Source organism: Pseudomonas sp. A125, assembly GCF_055409485.1.
The window spans coordinates 105,717-122,759 of sequence record NZ_JBUZVP010000013.1 but is presented as its reverse complement, the minus strand read 5'-3'; the positions used below and the strand labels follow the sequence as shown (position 1 = coordinate 122,759).

Below are 17,043 nucleotides of genomic sequence, written 5' to 3'. Positions count from 1 at the left end.
TCATTCCTTAAAAAGACAAAATTCAAGCACGCTCAAACAGCCAGATTGGGGTTACGTTGTAGCACCCGGTCCATGATCCGGTCGGTCTTCAACGCCTCGATCGCCAGCGCCGGGTGTTTGCTTTCGCCGCGGATGTGCGCGTTCATCCCCAGCACGTGGTGCCATTGGATATGCGCGTGGTTGGGCACTTCCAGTTCCTCGCTGGTTTCGCCTTCCAGCCGCAAAGGCGCCTCATCGAACACCGAAAAGGTGATACGGCCCTTGCTGCCGATCAACTCCACCAAGTCTTCACGCCGGTCAGCGACAAAGTTCCAGCAGCCCATGCCCAGTGCGCCCGAGGTGAAGGTCCAGCAGGCGGTGACCGCATCTTCGGCGGCATAACGCCCGGCCTGGCGCGCGGTAAACCCGGCCACGTCGACAATATCCCCGGCCAGGTACTGGAACAGGTCAAAACCGTGGCTGGCCAGGTCCGCAAAATAACCGCCGCCGGCAATCAGCGGGTCGGTACGCCAGTTGGCGCTGCTGGCGTCGTCCTCGGACGGTGGCTTGCACAAGGTCCAGGTCAGTTGGCGCAACTCGCCGATGCGCCCGTCCTGCAGCCAGTCCCGCACCTGCTGGAAGCGCGGCAGCGAGCGTCGGTAATAGGAAACAAACAGGTGCAGCCCGGCCTGTTCGAAGGTGCGCTGCATCAACGCGCTTTGCTCGGCGTTCAGCGACATGGGCTTCTCGACGCAGCAATGCTTGCCCGCAGCGGCCACCATCAGGCTGTATTCGAGGTGGCTATCGGGCGGCGTGGCGATGTACACCGCGTCTACTTCAGGGTCGTCGATCAGCGCCTGGGCGTCGGTGTAGAACCGGGCGATGCCATGGCGTGCCGCATAATCGCGCACGGCCTCCTCGCGGCGCCCCATCACGGCCACCAACGCGGAACCTGGCGCTTTGTAGAAAGCGGGTCCACTCTTGAGTTCAGTGACACTGCCACAGCCGATCATGCCCCAGCGTACGGTGTTCATCTGCTTCTCCTTCAGGTGAGTATTTTCGATGGGGCAGTATCGGTGTTTTCCGGCCCCCTCTCTACCCTGCCGGATAAACACCTAGCATGACAATTGCATTACACTTTTATGACACTCATCCAGCTGCGGGGGCACAGACGATGAAAATAAGGGCCACGGTGATTTGCGAGCACGAGGGGCACATCCTGTTCGTGCGTAAAGCCCGATCGAAATGGGCACTGCCCGGCGGCAAGGTCGAGCGCGACGAGCGGCCAGCGGGCGCAGCCGCACGGGAACTGGAAGAGGAAACCGGGCTGAACGTGGACGGTTTGCTGTTATTGCAGGAATTGAAAGCCAGCGACACGCTGCATCATGTGTTCGAGGCCTCGGTGGTGAATATCGAAGAAGCCCGGCCGCTGAGTGAAATCAAGGAATGCCAGTGGCATCCCTACACCCAAGTGGAAGACCTGGACACCACCCAGGCCACCCAAAAAATCGTCAAGTCCTTCCTGCGCCGTCTCTAAAACGCGGCCAGCTCCGGGCTTTGCCCACTGCGCAACAACGCCTGTTTTACCAAGCCATTCGCTTTCTGCCGTTCGACAAAGGATTTGACGAACGCGGCAGCGGCTGCGTGCGCCACCGGTACCGCGACGGCCTGGCTGATGTTCATGAAGTCGTCGTCCAGCAGGCGCCAGTGCTCGTCGACCCGGGTGCGCAGGAAATCCCGAACCCCGGCCGCCGCATGCAAGCCATGCTCGATAAACAGCTCTACAGCGCCCGCCGAGGTGGGCGCGCGTAGCAATTGGGCGTGCGTCAACAGCGCAGGGAAGGATCAGGAAGTATTAGTGGGTATGAAGCCCTAGTGTGGGAGCCGGGCTTGCCCGCGATGCAGACAACTCGGTACCCGGTCACACCGCGGTGACCCCATCGCAGCCTCGCTAAAGCTCGACAACTCGCACAACCATCGCGGCCAGTTCTTCGCGGCTGCGGCTGATCATCACGCCGACTTGTGCAAGGTGGTCAACCGCCGCCACACCGCCCTCCTCGCTGATGCCGCGGCATGCCGGCAGGTGCAGGATGACCTCGAAGCCAGCCTTGAGCAGTTGCAACGCGGTGGTCTTGACGCAGTAGTCCAGCGCCAGGCCGCCGACGATCACGCGCCGGATGCCCTGGGCGTAGAGGTATTCGATGACCCCGGTGGAGAGCTTGTCGTGCAGGTCGTGGTAGCAGGCGCCGTAAGGGTGCAGATCCGGCTCGACGCCTTTCCAGATGAAATAGTCGTAGTCATAGGGCGCGGGCAATTCGTCCAGCAGGGCGAAACCCTCGGTGCCGGGCACGCAGTGGGCGACCCAGGTCACGTCGGCATGCACCAGCCCGGTGGGTTGCAGCATTTCGCTGTGGTGTTGCACGACCCAGGGCGCGTGCGGGGTGTGGGCGTCCTTGCTACCAACACGGCGGCAAGCGAGGCTGGCCATGTAATTGAGCTCGGCGCCAATCTGGTCGCCGCCGGCCACCGGCAGTTCATCGGGGCACAGCGGCGTGAAGCTTTTCTGGGCGTCGACATCAAATGAGGCAACGGTGTTTATCGGGACGGTCATTTTGGCGTTCTCCTCTGGCATGTGCACAAAAGCACAGGGCCGGCCACAGGAGCAAGTGCCGTCAGTTCATCCAGTTGCCGCCGTCGACGTTGTAGGTCTGGGCCACTACGTAGTCGGCTTCTTTTGAAGCAAGGAAAACCGCCATCCCGGTGAGGTCTTCCGCTGTCCCCATGCGCCCGTAAGGCACCTCGCCCCCCACGCGCTTTTTCTTCTCGCCCAGCGGCAGCCCTTCATGCCGGGCGAACATTGCGTCTACCCCGTCCCAATGCTCACCGTCCACCACACCCGGCGCGATGGCATTCACGTTGATCCCCTGCTTGATCAGATTCAGGCCCGCCGACTGCGTAAGGCTGATCACCGCCGCCTTGGTCGCGCAGTACACCGCCACCAGCGCCTCGCCCCGGCGGCCGGCCTGGCTGGCCATGTTGATGATCTTGCCGCCATGGCCCTGTTTGATCATCTGCCGGGCAGCCGCCTGCAAGGTGAACAGCGTACCGGCGACGTTGATCGAGAACAGCCGGTCGAAGCTCTCGCGGGTGATGTCGGTGATGGGTGCCAGGTCGAACAAGGCGGCGTTGTTGATCAGGATGTCGAGCTTGCCGGCCTGCGCTACCACGGCGGCAATCGCCGCGTCGATGGAGGCCTGGTCGGTGACGTCCATCGCTACCGCGTAGGCCTGCGGGCCCAGCTCGGTGGCGGTGGCCCGAGCCCGCTTCAGGTTGATGTCGGCAATGGCGACGGTCGCGCCTTCGTTGATATAGGCCTGGGCGAATGCCCGGCCAATGCCCCGGGCGCTGCCGGTGACCAATGCGCTTTTACCTTCCAGTCGTTTCATGAATGTAGTGCCCCTAAGTTGATTATTTCGGGTAGCCGGCGCGTTTCATTTCGCGCATCGTGGTGGACTGCGCCTCTGCCAGGGCTTTATCAACCGTCATACCGCCAGTCAGCGCCGCCGAAAACAGCTTGCCCACCGAGGTGCCGATGGCCTGGAACTCGGGAATCGTCACGTATTGAATGCCCACGTACGGCACGGGTTTGGCCGACGGGTGCGCGGGGTCGGCATGCTGCATCATCTGCAGGGTCACCTTGGCGAACGGCGCTGCGCCAAGGTACGCCGCGTTGTAGGTGGACTGGCGCGTACCCGGCGGCACGTTGGTGATGCCGTCCTTGTCCGCCACCAACTGGATATATTCCTTGGAGGTGGCCCAGGTGATGAAGGCTTTGGCGGCGTCCTTGTGCTTGGAGGTCGCCGGGATCGCGAGGGACCAGGCGTACAGCCACGACGAACCCTTATCGGTAACCTCGGTGGGTGCGGCGGCAAAGCCCACGCTGTCGGCCACTTTGCTTTGGGTTTTGTCGGTGGTGAACGAGCCGGCGACGCTGGCGTCAACCCAGATCGCGCATTTGCCGCTGTTGAACAGCGCCAGGGTTTCGTTGAAACCGTTGCTGGAGACGCCCGGCGGGCCGTAGTTCTTCAGGGTATTGACGTAGAAGTTCGCTGCTGCTGTCCACTCGGGACTGGTCAGCTCGGGCTTCCATTGCTCGTCAAACCAGCGCGCACCAAAAGCGTTGGCCATGGTACTCAGCAGCGCGATGTTTTCACCCCAGCCGGCCTTGCCCCGCAGGCACATGCCGTATTGGTCCTTGGCGGGTTGGTTAAGCTTGGCGGCGAACTCACCCAACTGAGTCCAGGTCGGGTGATCGGGCATCGTCAGGCCGGCCTGTTTGAACAGGTCGGTGCGGTAATAGGTCACGGTGCTTTCGCCATAGAACGGCAAGGCGTAGAGGGTATTGTTCACCGACAAGCCCTGGCGCACGGCGGGGAAAATGTCGTCCACATCGTAGTCGGCGGGCAGTGGCGTGATCGGCTCCAGCCAGTGCTTGGCGCCCCACAACGGGGTTTCGTAGGTGCCGATGGTCAGCACGTCGAACTGGCCGCCCTGGGTGGCAATGTCGGTGGTGAGGCGCTGGCGCAGGACGTTTTCTTCAAGCACCACCCAATTGAGCTTCACCTCGGGGTGCTGCCCCTCGAACACTTTGGACAGGCGTTGCATGCGGATCATGTCGCTGTTGTTGACCGTGGCGATGGTTACGGTTTCGGCCGCATGGGCACCGATCGCCAGCGTGAGGCCGCAGAGCAGGAACAGCGCTTTCGGAATCTTGAACATGGCGGTTTCCACTTATTGTTTTTGTAGTTGACTGTCCGATTACAGCAGCTTGGCCGATGCCGGACAAACGCATGACGAATGCTCGACTGATACTTTTTTAACTGCGCCACCCGGAATCAAAAAAGTATCAGTGGCAAGCAAAATCCCGGGTAGCGGCGGCTTGGGCAAAAGGCGTATTTTGGTCCCATTCCAAAAAGCCCAGAAGGGCCACGCCCATGCCAGCAAGCCGCTCCGCCCTTTTCGAGCAACGCCCCGCCGAGCTGGAAGTGATCCTGGCCGAGCCCGAACATGGCTTTCGCTGGTACGAACATGACTACCCGTTCGAGCTGGCCCGCTGGAACCATCACCCCGAATTCGAGATCCACTTGATCCGCAAGGGCAGCGGCAAGCTGGTGGCGGGCGACTATATCGGTGCGTTTGGTGCCGGCCATGTCGCATTGATCGGCCCCGACCTGCCCCACGACTGGATCGGCGACCTGGCCCCGGGGGAATACCTGACGGGGCGTGATGTGGTGTTGCAGTTCGACGGCGCCGCGTTGCTGGCCCTGCGCAGCACGCTTCCCGAGTTGGGCGACCTGCAAAGCCTGTTTGACCGGGCCCGGCGCGGCCTGGAATTCACCGGCGAGACCGCACTGAAGGCCGCGCAACTGCTGGAATCCATCGGCCCCGCCCAAGGGCTGGCGCGCCTGATGCTGTTCATACAATTGCTGCACACTTTGATGCAGGCGCCCACCGGGCAAGCCCACTGTTTGGCCAGCGCCTGCTATACGCCAACTCTGGATGCCCGCAGCTCGGAGCGCATCCACAAGGCTTTCGATTACCTGATGACCGAATTGACCGGCGACCTGCGCCTGTCGGTCATCGCGCAACGCCTGGACATGAGCGAACCGGGCTTCTCGCGGTTCTTCAAGCGCGTCACCGGCCACGGTTTTATCGACCTGATGCGCAAGTTCCGGGTGCAGCGTGCCTGTCGCCTGTTATTGCAAAGCGAGAGGTCGGTGGCCGATATCTGCTTTGAAGTGGGTTATGCCAACCTCTCCAACTTCAACCGGCACTTTCGCATCGAGATGAACCAGACGCCCAGCGAATATCGCAGGGAAACGGCCACCTACCTGTTCAACCGCAACGGTGATCAGGCGCTGCCGTTTACCAAGGCGCATTTCTGACCAAAAGGCCGACTATTTCCCACCTTTCTTAATTCCTTCATGCAATTGACACAAATTGGTACAACCTGTGCAAACGTTTGCGGAACGAACTTGGCAGCCAAGTTCACCTCAACCCGAAGAATCGGGCCACAACCGCGTACGAACAGGGATTTTCAATGCACCCCACCTCCAGACGACCTGCGTCGGCTGCTGCTTTTGCTGTTTCCCTGCTACTGGCTGCCGTTACGGGAGTACTCAGCGCACCCATTTTGGCGCAGCAAAAGCCCGCCGATGACTCAGCACAGGGCGAAACCCTGGCCCCGGAGGCCAGCCCCTCGAAAAAAGGCGTGTACCTGTCGGACTGGTTCAACCAGGACCTGACGGTCATCGGCAGCAAAGACATCAGCTTTGGGCCCAAACCCGCCGATGACGTTTACCTGGAGTACGAATACTTTGGCCGCAAAGGCCCGTTCGAACTGTATGGCTACGTCGACATCCCGAAGATCTTCGGCATCGGCAACAGCAATGACAAAGGCGCCTGGGACCACGGTTCCCCGGTATTCATGGAGCACGAGCCACGTATCTCCATCGACTACCTCGCGGGCCGCAGCCTGGCCATCGGGCCGTTCAAGGAATGGTACGTGGCGTTTGACTGGATCTACGACCACGGCAGCAACAAGGCCAACCGTGCCAACACCTTGTACAGCGGCCTGGGCACCGACATCGAGACCCACTCGCGGGTCAACCTGTCGGCCAACTTCTATGGCCGTTACCAGTGGGAAAACTACGGCGCCAGCAACGAATATTCATGGGACGGCTACCGGGCGCAGATGAAGTACATCGTACCCATCGGCAGCTTCGACAATGGTGCATCGCTGACCTACATCGGCTTCACCAACTACGATTTCGGCTCGGATCTGCACAAAGACAACCCCGCACGCACTGCCAACTCCCTGGTTGCAACAAACGTGTTGTTGTATTCGTTCACTCACCTGCGTTTCACCCTGGTAGGTCGCTACTTCCATAACGGCGGCAACTGGGAAGACGGCAGCGAGCTGAACTTTGGCGACGGTGATTTCCGCGCCCGCTCCAACGGCTGGGGTTACTACGCCGGTGTGGGCTATCAATTCTGAGTGTGAACAAGGAGCAATAGATGAAGACCTTTACCCGCCTCTCAATCGCCATCGGCCTGGCCGTCGGCGCGCTGTTGCCACAGGTAGTACTGGCCAGCGAAGCCGCCCCGATCAAGCCCAAGGTAATGCTGATCACCATGTTCGCCCCCGAGGCGCAAAACTGGATCGATCGCCTGCAGCTCAAGCAGGAAGTACGCGTGCCTGGCCTGTCGGCCGAGTATCCGGTGATTCGCTGTAACACCCAGGACGTGTGCCTGCTGGTCACCGGCATGGGCCAGACCAACGCCGCCGCCTCGACCCTGGCACTGGCGCTGTCGCCCAAGTTCGACCTGCGTCAGAGCTACTTCCTGATCGCCGGGATTGCCGGGATCAACCCACACCACGGCACCATCGGCACCGCCGCGTGGGCACATTACCTGGTGGAGTTCGGCACCCAGTGGGAGCTGGATTCGCGCGATGCACCGAAAGATTGGCCGACCGGCTATATCGGCATCAATACCAAGGGGCCAAACGAAAAGCCGCCGCTGGACTACAAGACCGAAGTGTTCGAGCTCAACCCCAAGCTGCAAGCCAAGGCGTTTGCGCTGTCGCAAAAAGTCGAGCTCAGTGAAAGCAAGGAGTCCACGGCCTGGCGCAAACACTACCCGTACGCCCCGGCCAACCAGCCACCGCAGGTTACCCAGTGCGACACCCTGGCGGGCAATACCTGGTTCTCCGGGACGCGCCTGAGTGAACGCGCCGAAGTCTGGACCAAGTTGCTGACGGACAATAAAGGCGTGTACTGCACCACCCAGCAGGAAGACAACTCCACCTATGAAGCGTTGCTGCGGGCCAGCCGTGAAGGGTTGGTGGATATCAAGCGTTTGGCGGTGGTGCGGGCCGGTTCCGACTTTGATCGGCCGTAACCGGGTTATAGCGAAGTAGACAACCTGTTGAAGTACGCAGACCAGGGTGGTTTTGTGCCAGCGCTGGAGAATCTGTACCGCACCGGCAACCCGCTGGTGCAGGCGATTCTGAAGAACTGGTCGGCGTGGGAGAAAGGCGTTCCAGAGGCCTGAACAAACATCAAATGTGGGAGCCGGGCTCCCACAATGACCGGGTCAGGGCAGGAAGATAATCTTGTCTGCACTGCCCTGGTTCACTTCCTCAAAGCACTGCACACCGTCTGCCAGCGATACTTCCCGCAAGCCGCTCGGCAACGGTAACAAATCCTCGTCAAAGAACCGCCCGAATTGCTCCAGCATCACGGCGCACTGTTCGCAGTTGTAGAGCAATGAATTGATCCCCACCACCGACCCACCCTTGCGGTACAACGCCAGGGCTGGCAGTTGCACGTGCCCGTCCACCGGCGCGGCGATGATCGCGATACGGCCAAACGGCGCGAGCGCCGCCACGGCAGCCGGTAGCCAGAAGCCGGTGGTGTCAAAAATCACGTCAGCGCCCGTACCGAACAGGGCGTTGACCTGCCCTCCCAGTGCTTCCGGCTGGCCCAATAAGAGCCCCTCGAAACCCTGCTCGCGCAACGCCTCGACCTGTTCCGGGCGCCGCACTGCCCCAAGCACCTGGGCGCCCCGAATTTTCGCCAGGGCCAGTGCCGCGCTGCCTACCGCCCCATTGGCACCAATCACCAGCAAACGCGTGCCTTTGCCGACACCGCTGCGCTCAAGCGCATCCCAGGCCGTGGTGTAAGGCACGCCGAGGCTGGCGGCCTGGGCAAAGCTCAAATGGCTGGGCTTGTGGGCCACGCCCTTGGCCGACACGGTGAGGTACTGGGCGTGGGAACCGTCAGCGAAAAAGCCCAGGTCGCGGCCGGTGCCCCAGACTTCCTGGCCTACCAGGTCCTGCGGCCCCTCCACCACCACGCCGGCAAAATCACGCCCGGGAATGCGCGGTAACGTGGTGTAGGGAAAGCGCCCGAGCACGTTCTTCACATCGCTGGGGTTCAGCCCGGCGGCCTTGACGTGCACCAGGACTTCGCCGGCTGCCGGCACCGGGGTGGCAACGTCAACGTAAGCAAGGGCGGAAAGATCGCCGGTGGCGGAAAATTGCAGTGCTTTCATGGCCAACATCCATCGAGGTTAAAAAGGGTTTCAGGACAACCAGGTGCTGATCAACTGCCGGCCCATGGGCCAGAGTTTCTCGCCCAACAACATGCCCATCAGCCCTACCAGGGCGATGGCGGGTGGCGCGGGCGAGCGAAAATCCAGGGCACCGTAAATCACGCCGACCAACAGGCCGATGGCCAAGGAAATCAGGTAATTCATGGAACGCTCCGCAGCAGGGGTTGATGCGGTCAGTGTAGGGGGCTCAAATCCGAAGCATCGGCCAAGTGCTTCAGGATTTCGGCCAAGCCTCAGACAGGATACTGCGACGGCGCCATCCCCAGTTCACGGCGAAACATGTCGCTGAAACTGCTCGGTGAATAACCCAGCGACCGCGCGATGGCACTGACCGACTGGCCCTGGATCAACTCGGCCACGGCGGTGGCCAACTGCACCTGGCGGCGCCATTCGGCAAAGCCCATGCCCAGGCTGTTCTGGAACAGCCGGGCCAGGGTCCGCACGCTGGCACCCGCAGCTTCTGCGTGCTGTTCAAAGGGAATGTCCAGGGAAGGTGACGCCATCACCGCTTGGCAGGCACTGGTCAAGCGCCGATCGGCGCCTACGGGCAAGGCGATGCGGATAGACGAACGCCGGGCTCGTTGCAGCTCCAGCAGGGCCAGGCCCACCACCGCCTCGTAGTAGGTCTGGTCAGCACTGTCGCCCTGCTCTACTAACGCCACGATCAGCTCGCGCAGCAGCCCACCCACCTCGATCACCTGAACCTGGCTGTCCAGGGTCGCGGCCAGTGCCGGACGCAGGTAGATATTGCGCATCTGCAAGTCCGAGACCACGCGAATCCCATGCTCGACCCCCGGTGGCAGCCACACGGCGCGCTGTGGCGGTACCACCAGCGCCTCCTGCGGCGTCTCGACCCACATCACGCCGCTCATGGCGTAAAGCAACTGGCCCCAATCGTGCTGATGAGGCTCGACGTACAACCCACGCGGGTAGGTCCGCGCCAAGGGTTGCACGGGGATGGCGTGATCACTGAGGTCGGGGGGCGCGGCAAGGGCCATGAAGAGGCACATCGTTTCAGGGTGGAACGCCATGATAAGACCTGCGGCACTTAATCCGAGTGAATTTTTACCGCTTCAAGAGGGTCACTTAAAGACACAAGGAGGGTTAACGGATCCATGACTAACGCAAAACTTTTCGTGATCGACTACACGCTGCATGGCCAGCCCAAGTCTTTCATCATCCGTCTGGAAAAACTCGACACTGCTGAAGCCTGGCATTGGGCAAGCTGCGACGCCGGCGTGGGCCGTATCGGCCGTTTCGCCCGGGAGCAGGTAAAGAAGACGAGCCAGCCCCAGGCCGAGAAATTCGGCATCGAAAATGTGCAATGGCGCCGCTCGGATGCGCGCCCACAAGCCTGATAAAGGAGACGAAACAGGTGAATCAAACCGATGCAGTTACCGGAAAGGCGCACATCGACTACACACGGGACACGTTGTTTGGCCCGCTACCCAGGCATGCGGAGTGCCAGGTCAGCCTGTCACGCAGCCAGCCGGGAGGGTGGGTGCTGCAGGTGTTCCAGCCGTTGCCGGAGGACCTTCACGATGCGCAGACAATAGTGCTTGCGTTGTTGGGCCGGCGCACCAGCGGCGTGGTTCGGGACCGACAGCGGTTGGCGGATCACAGCCTCAGGCTGGAGTTGGAACCCCAATGAACGGCAGGAGCGAGCTTGCTCGCTCCTCCATCAGGCCCGCGTTAGCCGTGGGCCGACTTGGCGCACTCACACCCGGTCGCCGAAGCGCAAGGCTCACCATGGGCATGATGCTCGGCGCAGCCTTGGCAGCAATACCCCTTGCCGTCCTTCATCACCGCGTTTTTCCCCAACTGGCAGTTGCAGTGGGGGCAGGCGCATGTTTTCTCTTGCATGGTCAGACTCCTTTTTCATGGTCGTCCAGGTGCGGCGAACGCCGGCACCTCAAGCAATGACTATAGGCAATGATGCAAGGTTCAAAGCGCCGTCAGTCAGCCCGACGAGCGTTGCTGCGGTACATGAATACCAGGGCCAGCGCCAGGCACAGCATCGCCACGATCCGGCTGCCGGACAACTCGATCGCCGGGTTGCCCAGCCAACCAAAGTTGTCGATCAACATGCCCATGCCCAACTGCCCAACGATCACCGCCACCGTCGCTACCGCCGTGCCCACGATAGGTACCGCGCCGACCATCACCATCATGTACACCACACCGAACAAGGCGCCGGTCAGTTGCCATTTCGGCACGTCCAGCAGGCTCATCGCATGAGCCGGCTCGAAGAACAGGATCAGCAAGCCGGTAGTGATCGCCCCCACCACAAACGTCAGCAGGCTGCTGCGCAATACGCCCACTGCCTGCCCAAGGCGACCATTGATGGCGGCCTGCACACTCAACACCGCACCGGCAGCCACTACCAACACCAATAACAGAATCAGATTCATCGCCTTAACCCCGCGCAATCAGAACAAGTGCAACCACAATCAACGCCAACGCAATCCAGCGCTCAACGTTAACCCGCTTGCGGGCGGCGCCGAACCAGCCGAAGTGGTCGATCAGCACGCTTTTGCCCACCTGGCCCGACAAAATCGCGATCATGGTCATCGCGATGCCGATATGCGGTGTGGCGAGGGTCAGCACGATCACGTACATCGGCCCCAGAAAACCGCCAACCAGCTGCCAGCGCGGCAGGTCGGTCAACGCCGGGCCCTTTTGCGGGCCGCTGAACAGCAACAGCAAGAACAGGATCGCCGAGCCGACGCCAAAAATGCTCAAGGTCGCCCACAAGTGCCCAACCTGCACCCCCAGCGGGCCGAGCAACCCGGCCTCCACCGACAAGCCCATGCCGGCAAAAATCACCAACGGTAGCAGCAGCAACCGAAGAAACGTCTTGGGCCTGGCTTGAGCCACACCCTCCATTGAAGAAGCCTGCATACATCACCTGCGCGTTAGAGAGGAACAATGGCGCGCATTATCCGGTGGCACTGCTGTGCGATAAATGGGAGCATGCCGACAACACCTTTGCGCAATACGCACAGCACGGAGTCATGATGCAGGGCTTGAACGAACTGAGCTTCAAGGCGCTTCGCCTGTTTGTCGCGGTGCTGGACTACGGCAGTTTTTCTGAAGTCGCACGCCGCGAAGGCCTCGCGCCCTCCTCCATATCCCGACAAATCCAGTTGATGGAGCAGGCCCTCGGCCAGCAGTTGCTGTATCGCCATACCCGTGCGGTCAGCCCTACCGAAGCCGGGCGGCTGCTGGGCCGTCATGCGCGACTGATGCTGGAGCAACTGGAAGCCGCAGGGCAGGCACTGCAGGAACAGGAAAGCGAACCCAGCGGCCTGGTGCGTATCAATGCACCCATGGTCTTTGGCCAGCGCCATCTGTCGCCGTGGCTCGGGGAGTTGTGCCGGCGTTATCCGAAGCTGCAACTGGATATCCAGCAGACCGACACCTACGTTGATCCGTTGCAAGATGGCACCGACCTGCTGTTTCGCATTGGCGTGCTGAACGATTCCGGCATGCAGGCGCGAATCTTCGCCCCCCAGCGCTTCCGGCTTGCCGCCAGCCCAGGCTACCTGGAGCGTTTCGGCACGCCCGGCCATCCTGACGAACTGGTTAACCACCAGTGCCTGGCCTACAAGGGTGTCACGGGCCAGCAACGCTGGTTCTTCCGTCGCGAGCAAGGCGACTGGACGCCCTACAGCGTCAAAGGCCCCATCACCGGCAACCATGCCGACACGCTGACCCACGCAGCCGAGCAAGGCCTGGGATTGGTGGTGTTTCCATCGTGGTTGATTGGCGAAGGCCTGCGTGCTGGCAGCCTGCAGGCGGTGCTTACCGACTATGAAGTGGCGACGACCCTGGAGCCACAACAGATAGCGGCGCTGTGGCCAGGCAGTCGGCGGTTGTCGTTGAAGGTGAGGACGGTGATTGACTACTTCGTCGAGTGTTTTGGGGCCGTGCCGTACTGGGACCGTTGAGCTGCAACAAAAGCTGTTCGCCCTGCCCTGTCAGCGAAAATCTTTCTTCAAGTAGGTCGATTCTGATTTTACGCAACGCAGGGCAAAAACCGCTTGAATTCAGGCAGACTTTGACGAATTCCTTCAGGAGAGACGTCATGGATGCCAGTCATTACCCGTTCGGAAACACACAACCAAGCTCGCAAAAGTCGTCCTCAACCAGCAGTCGGCTGATCTTTGCCTGCCTACGAAATTTTGGCTATATTTGGCCAAAATCCGGGAAAGAGCACATGATTACGGTACCGTTGGGCGAAGCAAAAAATAACTTATCAAAACTCGTCGATGAGGCCGCCGCAGGCAAAATCATCACCATCGCCAAGCATGGGCGCGCCATGGCTCGGCTTGTTCCCGTAGGTAAACCTGCGGGTCGGCGAATAGGCGCGATGAAAGGAAAACTGGTGGTACCGGAGGACTTTGACGCGCCATTGCCAGACGACATGCTGGATGCGTTCGAGGGAAACCATCGATGAGGGTGTTGCTGGATACGCACATTCTGCTGTGGGCCCTGAGCGATGACCCAAAACTGTCCAGCAGGGCCAGAAAGCTGATCGAGAACGCGGCAGAAATCTATGTCAGTGCTGCCACATTCTGGGAGCTGGCTATAAAAGTGGGGCTTGGAAAGCTGAATGTGAACCTGGACGACATTCGCGAGCACTGCCTGGAAAGCGGCTACGTGGAATTACCCATCACCTCGGAACACGCAATCGCCGTCAAGGACCTTGAGCATCATCACAGGGATCCGTTTGACCGGCTAATCATCGCGACGGCCATCGTCGAACCGATGAAGCTATTGACGGCCGACCCCATGCTAGCCAAATACACAGCGTTGGCCGTCCTGGCTTAAATCAGTTCAGAACAACCATTGCCCGATCAGCCAGGCGTTGGCCCCGCTGATCACCACAAACAAGGCCCAGGCCAGCAGCCGCGTTGGCAAACTGTTAACGAACGGCCCCATCAGGCGCTTGTCACCCGTCATACGGATCAGTGGATACAACGCAAACGGCAACTGCAGGCTCAACACCACCTGGCTCAGGATCAGCAGCTTGCCGATGGCATCATCCCCCATCAGCCACACGCCGAGGAACGCGGGGATCAACGCCAAGCCACGAGTGATCAAGCGCCGCTGCCAGCACGGAATCCGCAGGTTGAGGTAACCCTCCATGATTACTTGCCCGGCGAGGGTGCCGGTGAACGTGGAGCTTTGACCGGACGCCAACAACGCAACACCGAACAGCACACTGGCGAATGCACCGCCCACCAACGGGTCGAGCAGGTGATAGGCGTCCTGGATTTCCACCACGTCGGTGTGGCCGGTCTGGTGGAAAGCGGCGGCGGCCAGAATCAGGATCGCCGCATTGACCAACAGCGCCAGCGCCAGCGAACCGATGGTGTCGATACGCGCCAGCTTCACTGCGTCCTGGCGGCTGGCCAGGTCCTTGCCGAACAGGCGGGTTTGCACGATGGAGCTGTGCAGGTACAGGTTATGCGGCATTACCGTGGCGCCCAATATGCCGATGGCCAGGTACAGCGGCGCGGCATCACTGATGGCCGCCAACGACGGCGTGAAACCACGGAACACGTCGGGCCAGTAAGGCTTGATCAGCACCAGCTCAATGAAGAAGCACACGCCGATGGTCGCCACCAGCGCCAGCATGATCGCTTCCAGTCGGCGGAAACCTCGATTTTGCAAGGCCAGGATCAGCAACGTATCAAAGGCTGTAATGACGATACCGGTGGTCAGGGAAACGCCCAGCAACAGGTGAAACGCCAAGGCACAGCCGAGGACTTCGGCGAGGTCGGTGGCAATGATCGAGATTTCCGCGAGCACCCATTGCACGAACGACGAACGCCGGCTGTAGCGTTCGCGGCTCAACTGCGCCAGGTCCTTGCCGGTGGCGATACCCAGGCGCGAGCACAGGCACTGCACCGCCATGCCTGCCAAGCTGGCCAACAGCACCACGAACAACAGGTTATAGCCGTAGCGCGAGCCGGCCTCGATAGCGGTGGCCCAGTTGCCCGGGTCCATGTAGCCAATGGAGATCAGTAACCCGGGACCGGCAAACTTCAGCACACGCTTGAAAAACGAAGCACTGGAGTCAACGACGACGGAGCCCGAGACTTCCGGGGGGCAGAACGGGGCGGTAGCAATTTTGGGCAGGCTGAATTTCACGCGGGGTACCAGGCTTTCACACAAGACGTGAACGCAGCTTATCAGTCAGACGCGACGGTACGCATCACCGTCTCCCGGGGCAGATCAAATGCCTCTACCACCTGGACCACCAGATCCAGCTCCTGGTTCAGTGCTTCGCGCTCCATGCGCTCGCGAATCACCCCGGTCACCAATACCGCCAAGGTAGTGATGGAGTACGCAGGGCCGGAAAATGCCCGTACACCGGTCACCAGCAGCATCGCCGCCGCCAGCGCCTGGCCCACCACCGGAATCGCCGTGGCTGCACCCCGACGCAGCATAAACCCGGTCAGCCCGGCCAGCGCGGTGCCACTCAAGGCAGTAGTGGCTGACCGCCCAACATCAAACCGATTGAAAAACCCCTGTTCCTTTTGCGCTGCGGCCTTCAGCTCCGCCTCGAACACTTGCCGGTCGGCCTGGCTGAGTTTGTCCTTGTATTGCTCGATCAACCGCTCGGCGACTTGCACTTCCAAATCCGCCAAGGCTACTTTTTCGATCGGCTCATCAAACTTGATGCCCACCCGCTGCGCCACGTCCTGGGCGATTTCGCGATAGCTCACGCCATGGCCGCGCGCCAGGTTCATGAAGGTGTCGCCGCCCATGCGCTGCAACTCGATGGCCAGCTTCAGGGGTTCGCGCACGGTGGCGTCGATAGAGGCACTGCGCTTTTGCGCCATCAGCTCGGCGAAGAACTTCAACTCCTCCGGACGCGCCTGTACCAGCAGTGGAAACAGGTCGACATCCTCTTCGGCAAACCGCACCTCGCTGCTGCGCTGATCGGCACGGATCATGCCCCGACGCTCCTGCAACAAGTCGGTGTACTGCACCACTGTCTTCAACTGCGGCCAGTAAGCGGCGTGGTCGAAGGTTGCCAAATGGACATTGGCCACCTTGGCCTTGAGCGCGGGCGTCACCGCAATCGCATACCGGCCTATGCAACGCTCAGTGTCGGGCTTGAGCGCCAGGGCCCAATCCTTGCTGGAATGGCAATTGATCACCCGCCCCTTGAGCGGCGCCGACACCAGGTCCCACGGGCTGGACGTGCAAATGGCGCCCCCCATCAACAGCAGGTTGTTCAGCGGCAATTCACGGGCCACTTCGGGGCTCGCCAGCAGGCTCTTGACCAGAAGCCGCGCACCCAGGGAGTGGCCAATCAGGTTGATCTGCCGCACATTGAGCGACTCACCATGCAGGTAGTTGGCCAGTTCGGGCAGCAGGCTTTTGGCGACCTCATCCACCCGCGCCTCGACGCTCTTGTAATGGTCAAGGAAATAGGCAATCGCCTTGCCCACCCCGATCGTCGCCGCGCCCAGGCTACCGCCGCCGAGCATCGAGGCGATCACGTCTTTAAACGGCGCAAACAGGTTTTCCAGGAAGTGCCCCGCCGGCCAGAACAGCATCAGGTTGGTCGAGCCTTCAATGGTTGCCAGTTGCTGCGAAAAATTGCCCAGTTGCTGCTGGTTGAAGAACGCCGAATAACCATGGACGTAGAGATTGAGCACATCCCCTTGGGGCTCGCCACACAACACAAACGTGGGCTTGCGGGTGCGGTGCATTTCATCCCACTGGTGTTGCATGTGGCGGTGACTCCTGGTGACAACGGAGGGCGATAGTAACAAAGGGTGAGGTTCGGCAATGTGAAAAACTGATACCCGGACTGTCCATAACCTTGCACAGTGATGACAGAAAACACGGATTTTGTTCGGCTAT

Annotated in this window: 21 protein-coding genes and 1 pseudogene; 9 read left to right on the top strand and 13 right to left on the bottom strand. The window is 60.8% G+C overall.

What is annotated here, in order from left to right:
- Nucleotides 1-32: 32 nt before the first annotated feature.
- A complete protein-coding gene (locus ACZRN6_RS18990) occupies nt 33-1,013 on the bottom strand; it encodes a Gfo/Idh/MocA family protein (protein ID WP_464008512.1) in 981 nt (326 codons plus the stop codon).
- Nucleotides 1,014-1,153: 140 nt separating this feature from the next.
- Between ACZRN6_RS18990 and ACZRN6_RS18985 the strand changes: the two genes are divergently transcribed.
- Entirely contained in the window at nt 1,154-1,516 is a 363-nt protein-coding gene (locus ACZRN6_RS18985; protein ID WP_322144757.1) for an NUDIX hydrolase, read from the top strand.
- Here the strand turns inward: ACZRN6_RS18985 and ACZRN6_RS18980 are convergent.
- The 4 genes from ACZRN6_RS18980 to ACZRN6_RS18965 all read right to left on the bottom strand — a co-directional run bounded on the left by ACZRN6_RS18980 (nt 1,513) and on the right by ACZRN6_RS18965 (nt 4,758).
- Nucleotides 1,513-1,794 (bottom strand): type 2 periplasmic-binding domain-containing protein, encoded by a 282-nt coding sequence (locus ACZRN6_RS18980; RefSeq protein ID WP_464008511.1) that lies wholly within the window; start codon nt 1,792-1,794, stop codon nt 1,513-1,515. The genes ACZRN6_RS18985 and ACZRN6_RS18980 overlap by 4 nt on opposite strands.
- A 136-nt stretch (nt 1,795-1,930) precedes the next feature.
- A complete protein-coding gene (locus tag ACZRN6_RS18975) occupies nt 1,931-2,590 on the bottom strand; it encodes a nicotinamidase (RefSeq protein ID WP_464008510.1) in 660 nt (219 codons plus the stop codon).
- A gap of 61 nt (nt 2,591-2,651) precedes the next feature.
- Nucleotides 2,652-3,425 carry an L-iditol 2-dehydrogenase gene (locus tag ACZRN6_RS18970; protein ID WP_464008509.1) on the bottom strand — a complete coding sequence of 258 codons (774 nt, stop codon included), beginning with the start codon at nt 3,423-3,425 and terminating at the stop codon, nt 2,652-2,654.
- A gap of 22 nt (nt 3,426-3,447) precedes the next feature.
- A complete protein-coding gene (locus tag ACZRN6_RS18965; protein WP_322144753.1) occupies nt 3,448-4,758 on the bottom strand; it encodes an ABC transporter substrate-binding protein in 1,311 nt (436 codons plus the stop codon).
- Nucleotides 4,759-4,973: 215 nt separating this feature from the next.
- Here ACZRN6_RS18965 and ACZRN6_RS18960 point away from each other — a divergent pair, with 215 nt between their 5' ends.
- From ACZRN6_RS18960 to ACZRN6_RS18950, 3 genes and pseudogenes are all read left to right on the top strand, one after another.
- A complete protein-coding gene (locus ACZRN6_RS18960; protein ID WP_322144752.1) occupies nt 4,974-5,924 on the top strand; it encodes an AraC family transcriptional regulator in 951 nt (316 codons plus the stop codon).
- A gap of 155 nt (nt 5,925-6,079) precedes the next feature.
- Nucleotides 6,080-7,036 (top strand): nucleoside-specific channel-forming protein Tsx, encoded by a 957-nt coding sequence (locus tag ACZRN6_RS18955; RefSeq protein WP_464008508.1) that lies wholly within the window; start codon nt 6,080-6,082, stop codon nt 7,034-7,036.
- 20 nt (nt 7,037-7,056) lie between these two features.
- Nucleotides 7,057-8,094: pseudogene (locus ACZRN6_RS18950) on the top strand (purine-nucleoside phosphorylase).
- Between the two features lie 42 nt (nt 8,095-8,136).
- Here ACZRN6_RS18950 and ACZRN6_RS18945 read toward each other — a convergent pair.
- From ACZRN6_RS18945 to ACZRN6_RS18935, 3 genes are all read right to left on the bottom strand, one after another.
- Nucleotides 8,137-9,096: a quinone oxidoreductase family protein gene (locus ACZRN6_RS18945; RefSeq protein WP_464008507.1), complete on the bottom strand. Its 960-nt coding sequence runs from the start codon at nt 9,094-9,096 to the stop codon at nt 8,137-8,139.
- A gap of 30 nt (nt 9,097-9,126) precedes the next feature.
- Nucleotides 9,127-9,300 (bottom strand): DUF1427 family protein, encoded by a 174-nt coding sequence (locus ACZRN6_RS18940; protein ID WP_322144748.1) that lies wholly within the window; start codon nt 9,298-9,300, stop codon nt 9,127-9,129.
- Between the two features lie 89 nt (nt 9,301-9,389).
- A complete protein-coding gene (locus tag ACZRN6_RS18935; protein WP_464008506.1) occupies nt 9,390-10,154 on the bottom strand; it encodes an AraC family transcriptional regulator in 765 nt (254 codons plus the stop codon).
- A gap of 117 nt (nt 10,155-10,271) precedes the next feature.
- Between ACZRN6_RS18935 and ACZRN6_RS18930 the strand changes: the two genes are divergently transcribed.
- Both ACZRN6_RS18930 and ACZRN6_RS18925 read left to right on the top strand, forming a co-directional pair.
- Nucleotides 10,272-10,514 (top strand): DUF6555 family protein, encoded by a 243-nt coding sequence (locus ACZRN6_RS18930; RefSeq protein WP_322144746.1) that lies wholly within the window; start codon nt 10,272-10,274, stop codon nt 10,512-10,514.
- Nucleotides 10,515-10,531: 17 nt separating this feature from the next.
- Entirely contained in the window at nt 10,532-10,807 is a 276-nt protein-coding gene (locus tag ACZRN6_RS18925) for a hypothetical protein (protein WP_464008505.1), read from the top strand.
- 41 nt (nt 10,808-10,848) lie between these two features.
- Here the strand turns inward: ACZRN6_RS18925 and ACZRN6_RS18920 are convergent, their stop codons facing one another.
- The 3 genes from ACZRN6_RS18920 to ACZRN6_RS18910 form a co-directional block, all read right to left on the bottom strand.
- Nucleotides 10,849-11,019, bottom strand: a complete 171-nt coding sequence (locus ACZRN6_RS18920) for a metallothionein (protein WP_008437063.1) — start codon at nt 11,017-11,019, stop codon at nt 10,849-10,851.
- A 92-nt stretch (nt 11,020-11,111) separates the two neighbouring features.
- Nucleotides 11,112-11,567, bottom strand: coding sequence for a DMT family transporter (locus ACZRN6_RS18915; protein ID WP_464008504.1), 456 nt, complete (start codon nt 11,565-11,567; stop codon nt 11,112-11,114).
- 4 nt (nt 11,568-11,571) lie between these two features.
- A complete protein-coding gene (locus tag ACZRN6_RS18910) occupies nt 11,572-12,057 on the bottom strand; it encodes a DMT family transporter (RefSeq protein ID WP_322144742.1) in 486 nt (161 codons plus the stop codon).
- A gap of 116 nt (nt 12,058-12,173) precedes the next feature.
- Between ACZRN6_RS18910 and ACZRN6_RS18905 the strand changes: the two genes are divergently transcribed.
- The 3 genes from ACZRN6_RS18905 to ACZRN6_RS18895 all read left to right on the top strand — a co-directional run bounded on the left by ACZRN6_RS18905 (nt 12,174) and on the right by ACZRN6_RS18895 (nt 13,989).
- A complete protein-coding gene (locus ACZRN6_RS18905) occupies nt 12,174-13,106 on the top strand; it encodes a LysR family transcriptional regulator (RefSeq protein ID WP_322144741.1) in 933 nt (310 codons plus the stop codon).
- Between the two features lie 137 nt (nt 13,107-13,243).
- Nucleotides 13,244-13,615, top strand: coding sequence for a type II toxin-antitoxin system Phd/YefM family antitoxin (locus tag ACZRN6_RS18900; protein WP_322144740.1), 372 nt, complete (start codon nt 13,244-13,246; stop codon nt 13,613-13,615).
- Nucleotides 13,612-13,989: a type II toxin-antitoxin system VapC family toxin gene (locus tag ACZRN6_RS18895; RefSeq protein ID WP_322144739.1), complete on the top strand. Its 378-nt coding sequence runs from the start codon at nt 13,612-13,614 to the stop codon at nt 13,987-13,989. Before ACZRN6_RS18900 ends, ACZRN6_RS18895 begins: the two co-directional genes overlap by 4 nt.
- Nucleotides 13,990-13,995: 6 nt before the next feature.
- On the opposite strand, the gene ACZRN6_RS18890 is transcribed toward ACZRN6_RS18895, so the two are convergent.
- Both ACZRN6_RS18890 and ACZRN6_RS18885 read right to left on the bottom strand, forming a co-directional pair.
- Nucleotides 13,996-15,315, bottom strand: a complete 1,320-nt coding sequence (locus tag ACZRN6_RS18890) for an Nramp family divalent metal transporter (RefSeq protein ID WP_464008503.1) — start codon at nt 15,313-15,315, stop codon at nt 13,996-13,998.
- Nucleotides 15,316-15,356: 41 nt separating this feature from the next.
- Nucleotides 15,357-16,910 carry a DUF726 domain-containing protein gene (locus ACZRN6_RS18885; RefSeq protein WP_322144737.1) on the bottom strand — a complete coding sequence of 518 codons (1,554 nt, stop codon included), beginning with the start codon at nt 16,908-16,910 and terminating at the stop codon, nt 15,357-15,359.
- Between the last annotated feature and the right edge of the window lie 133 nt (nt 16,911-17,043).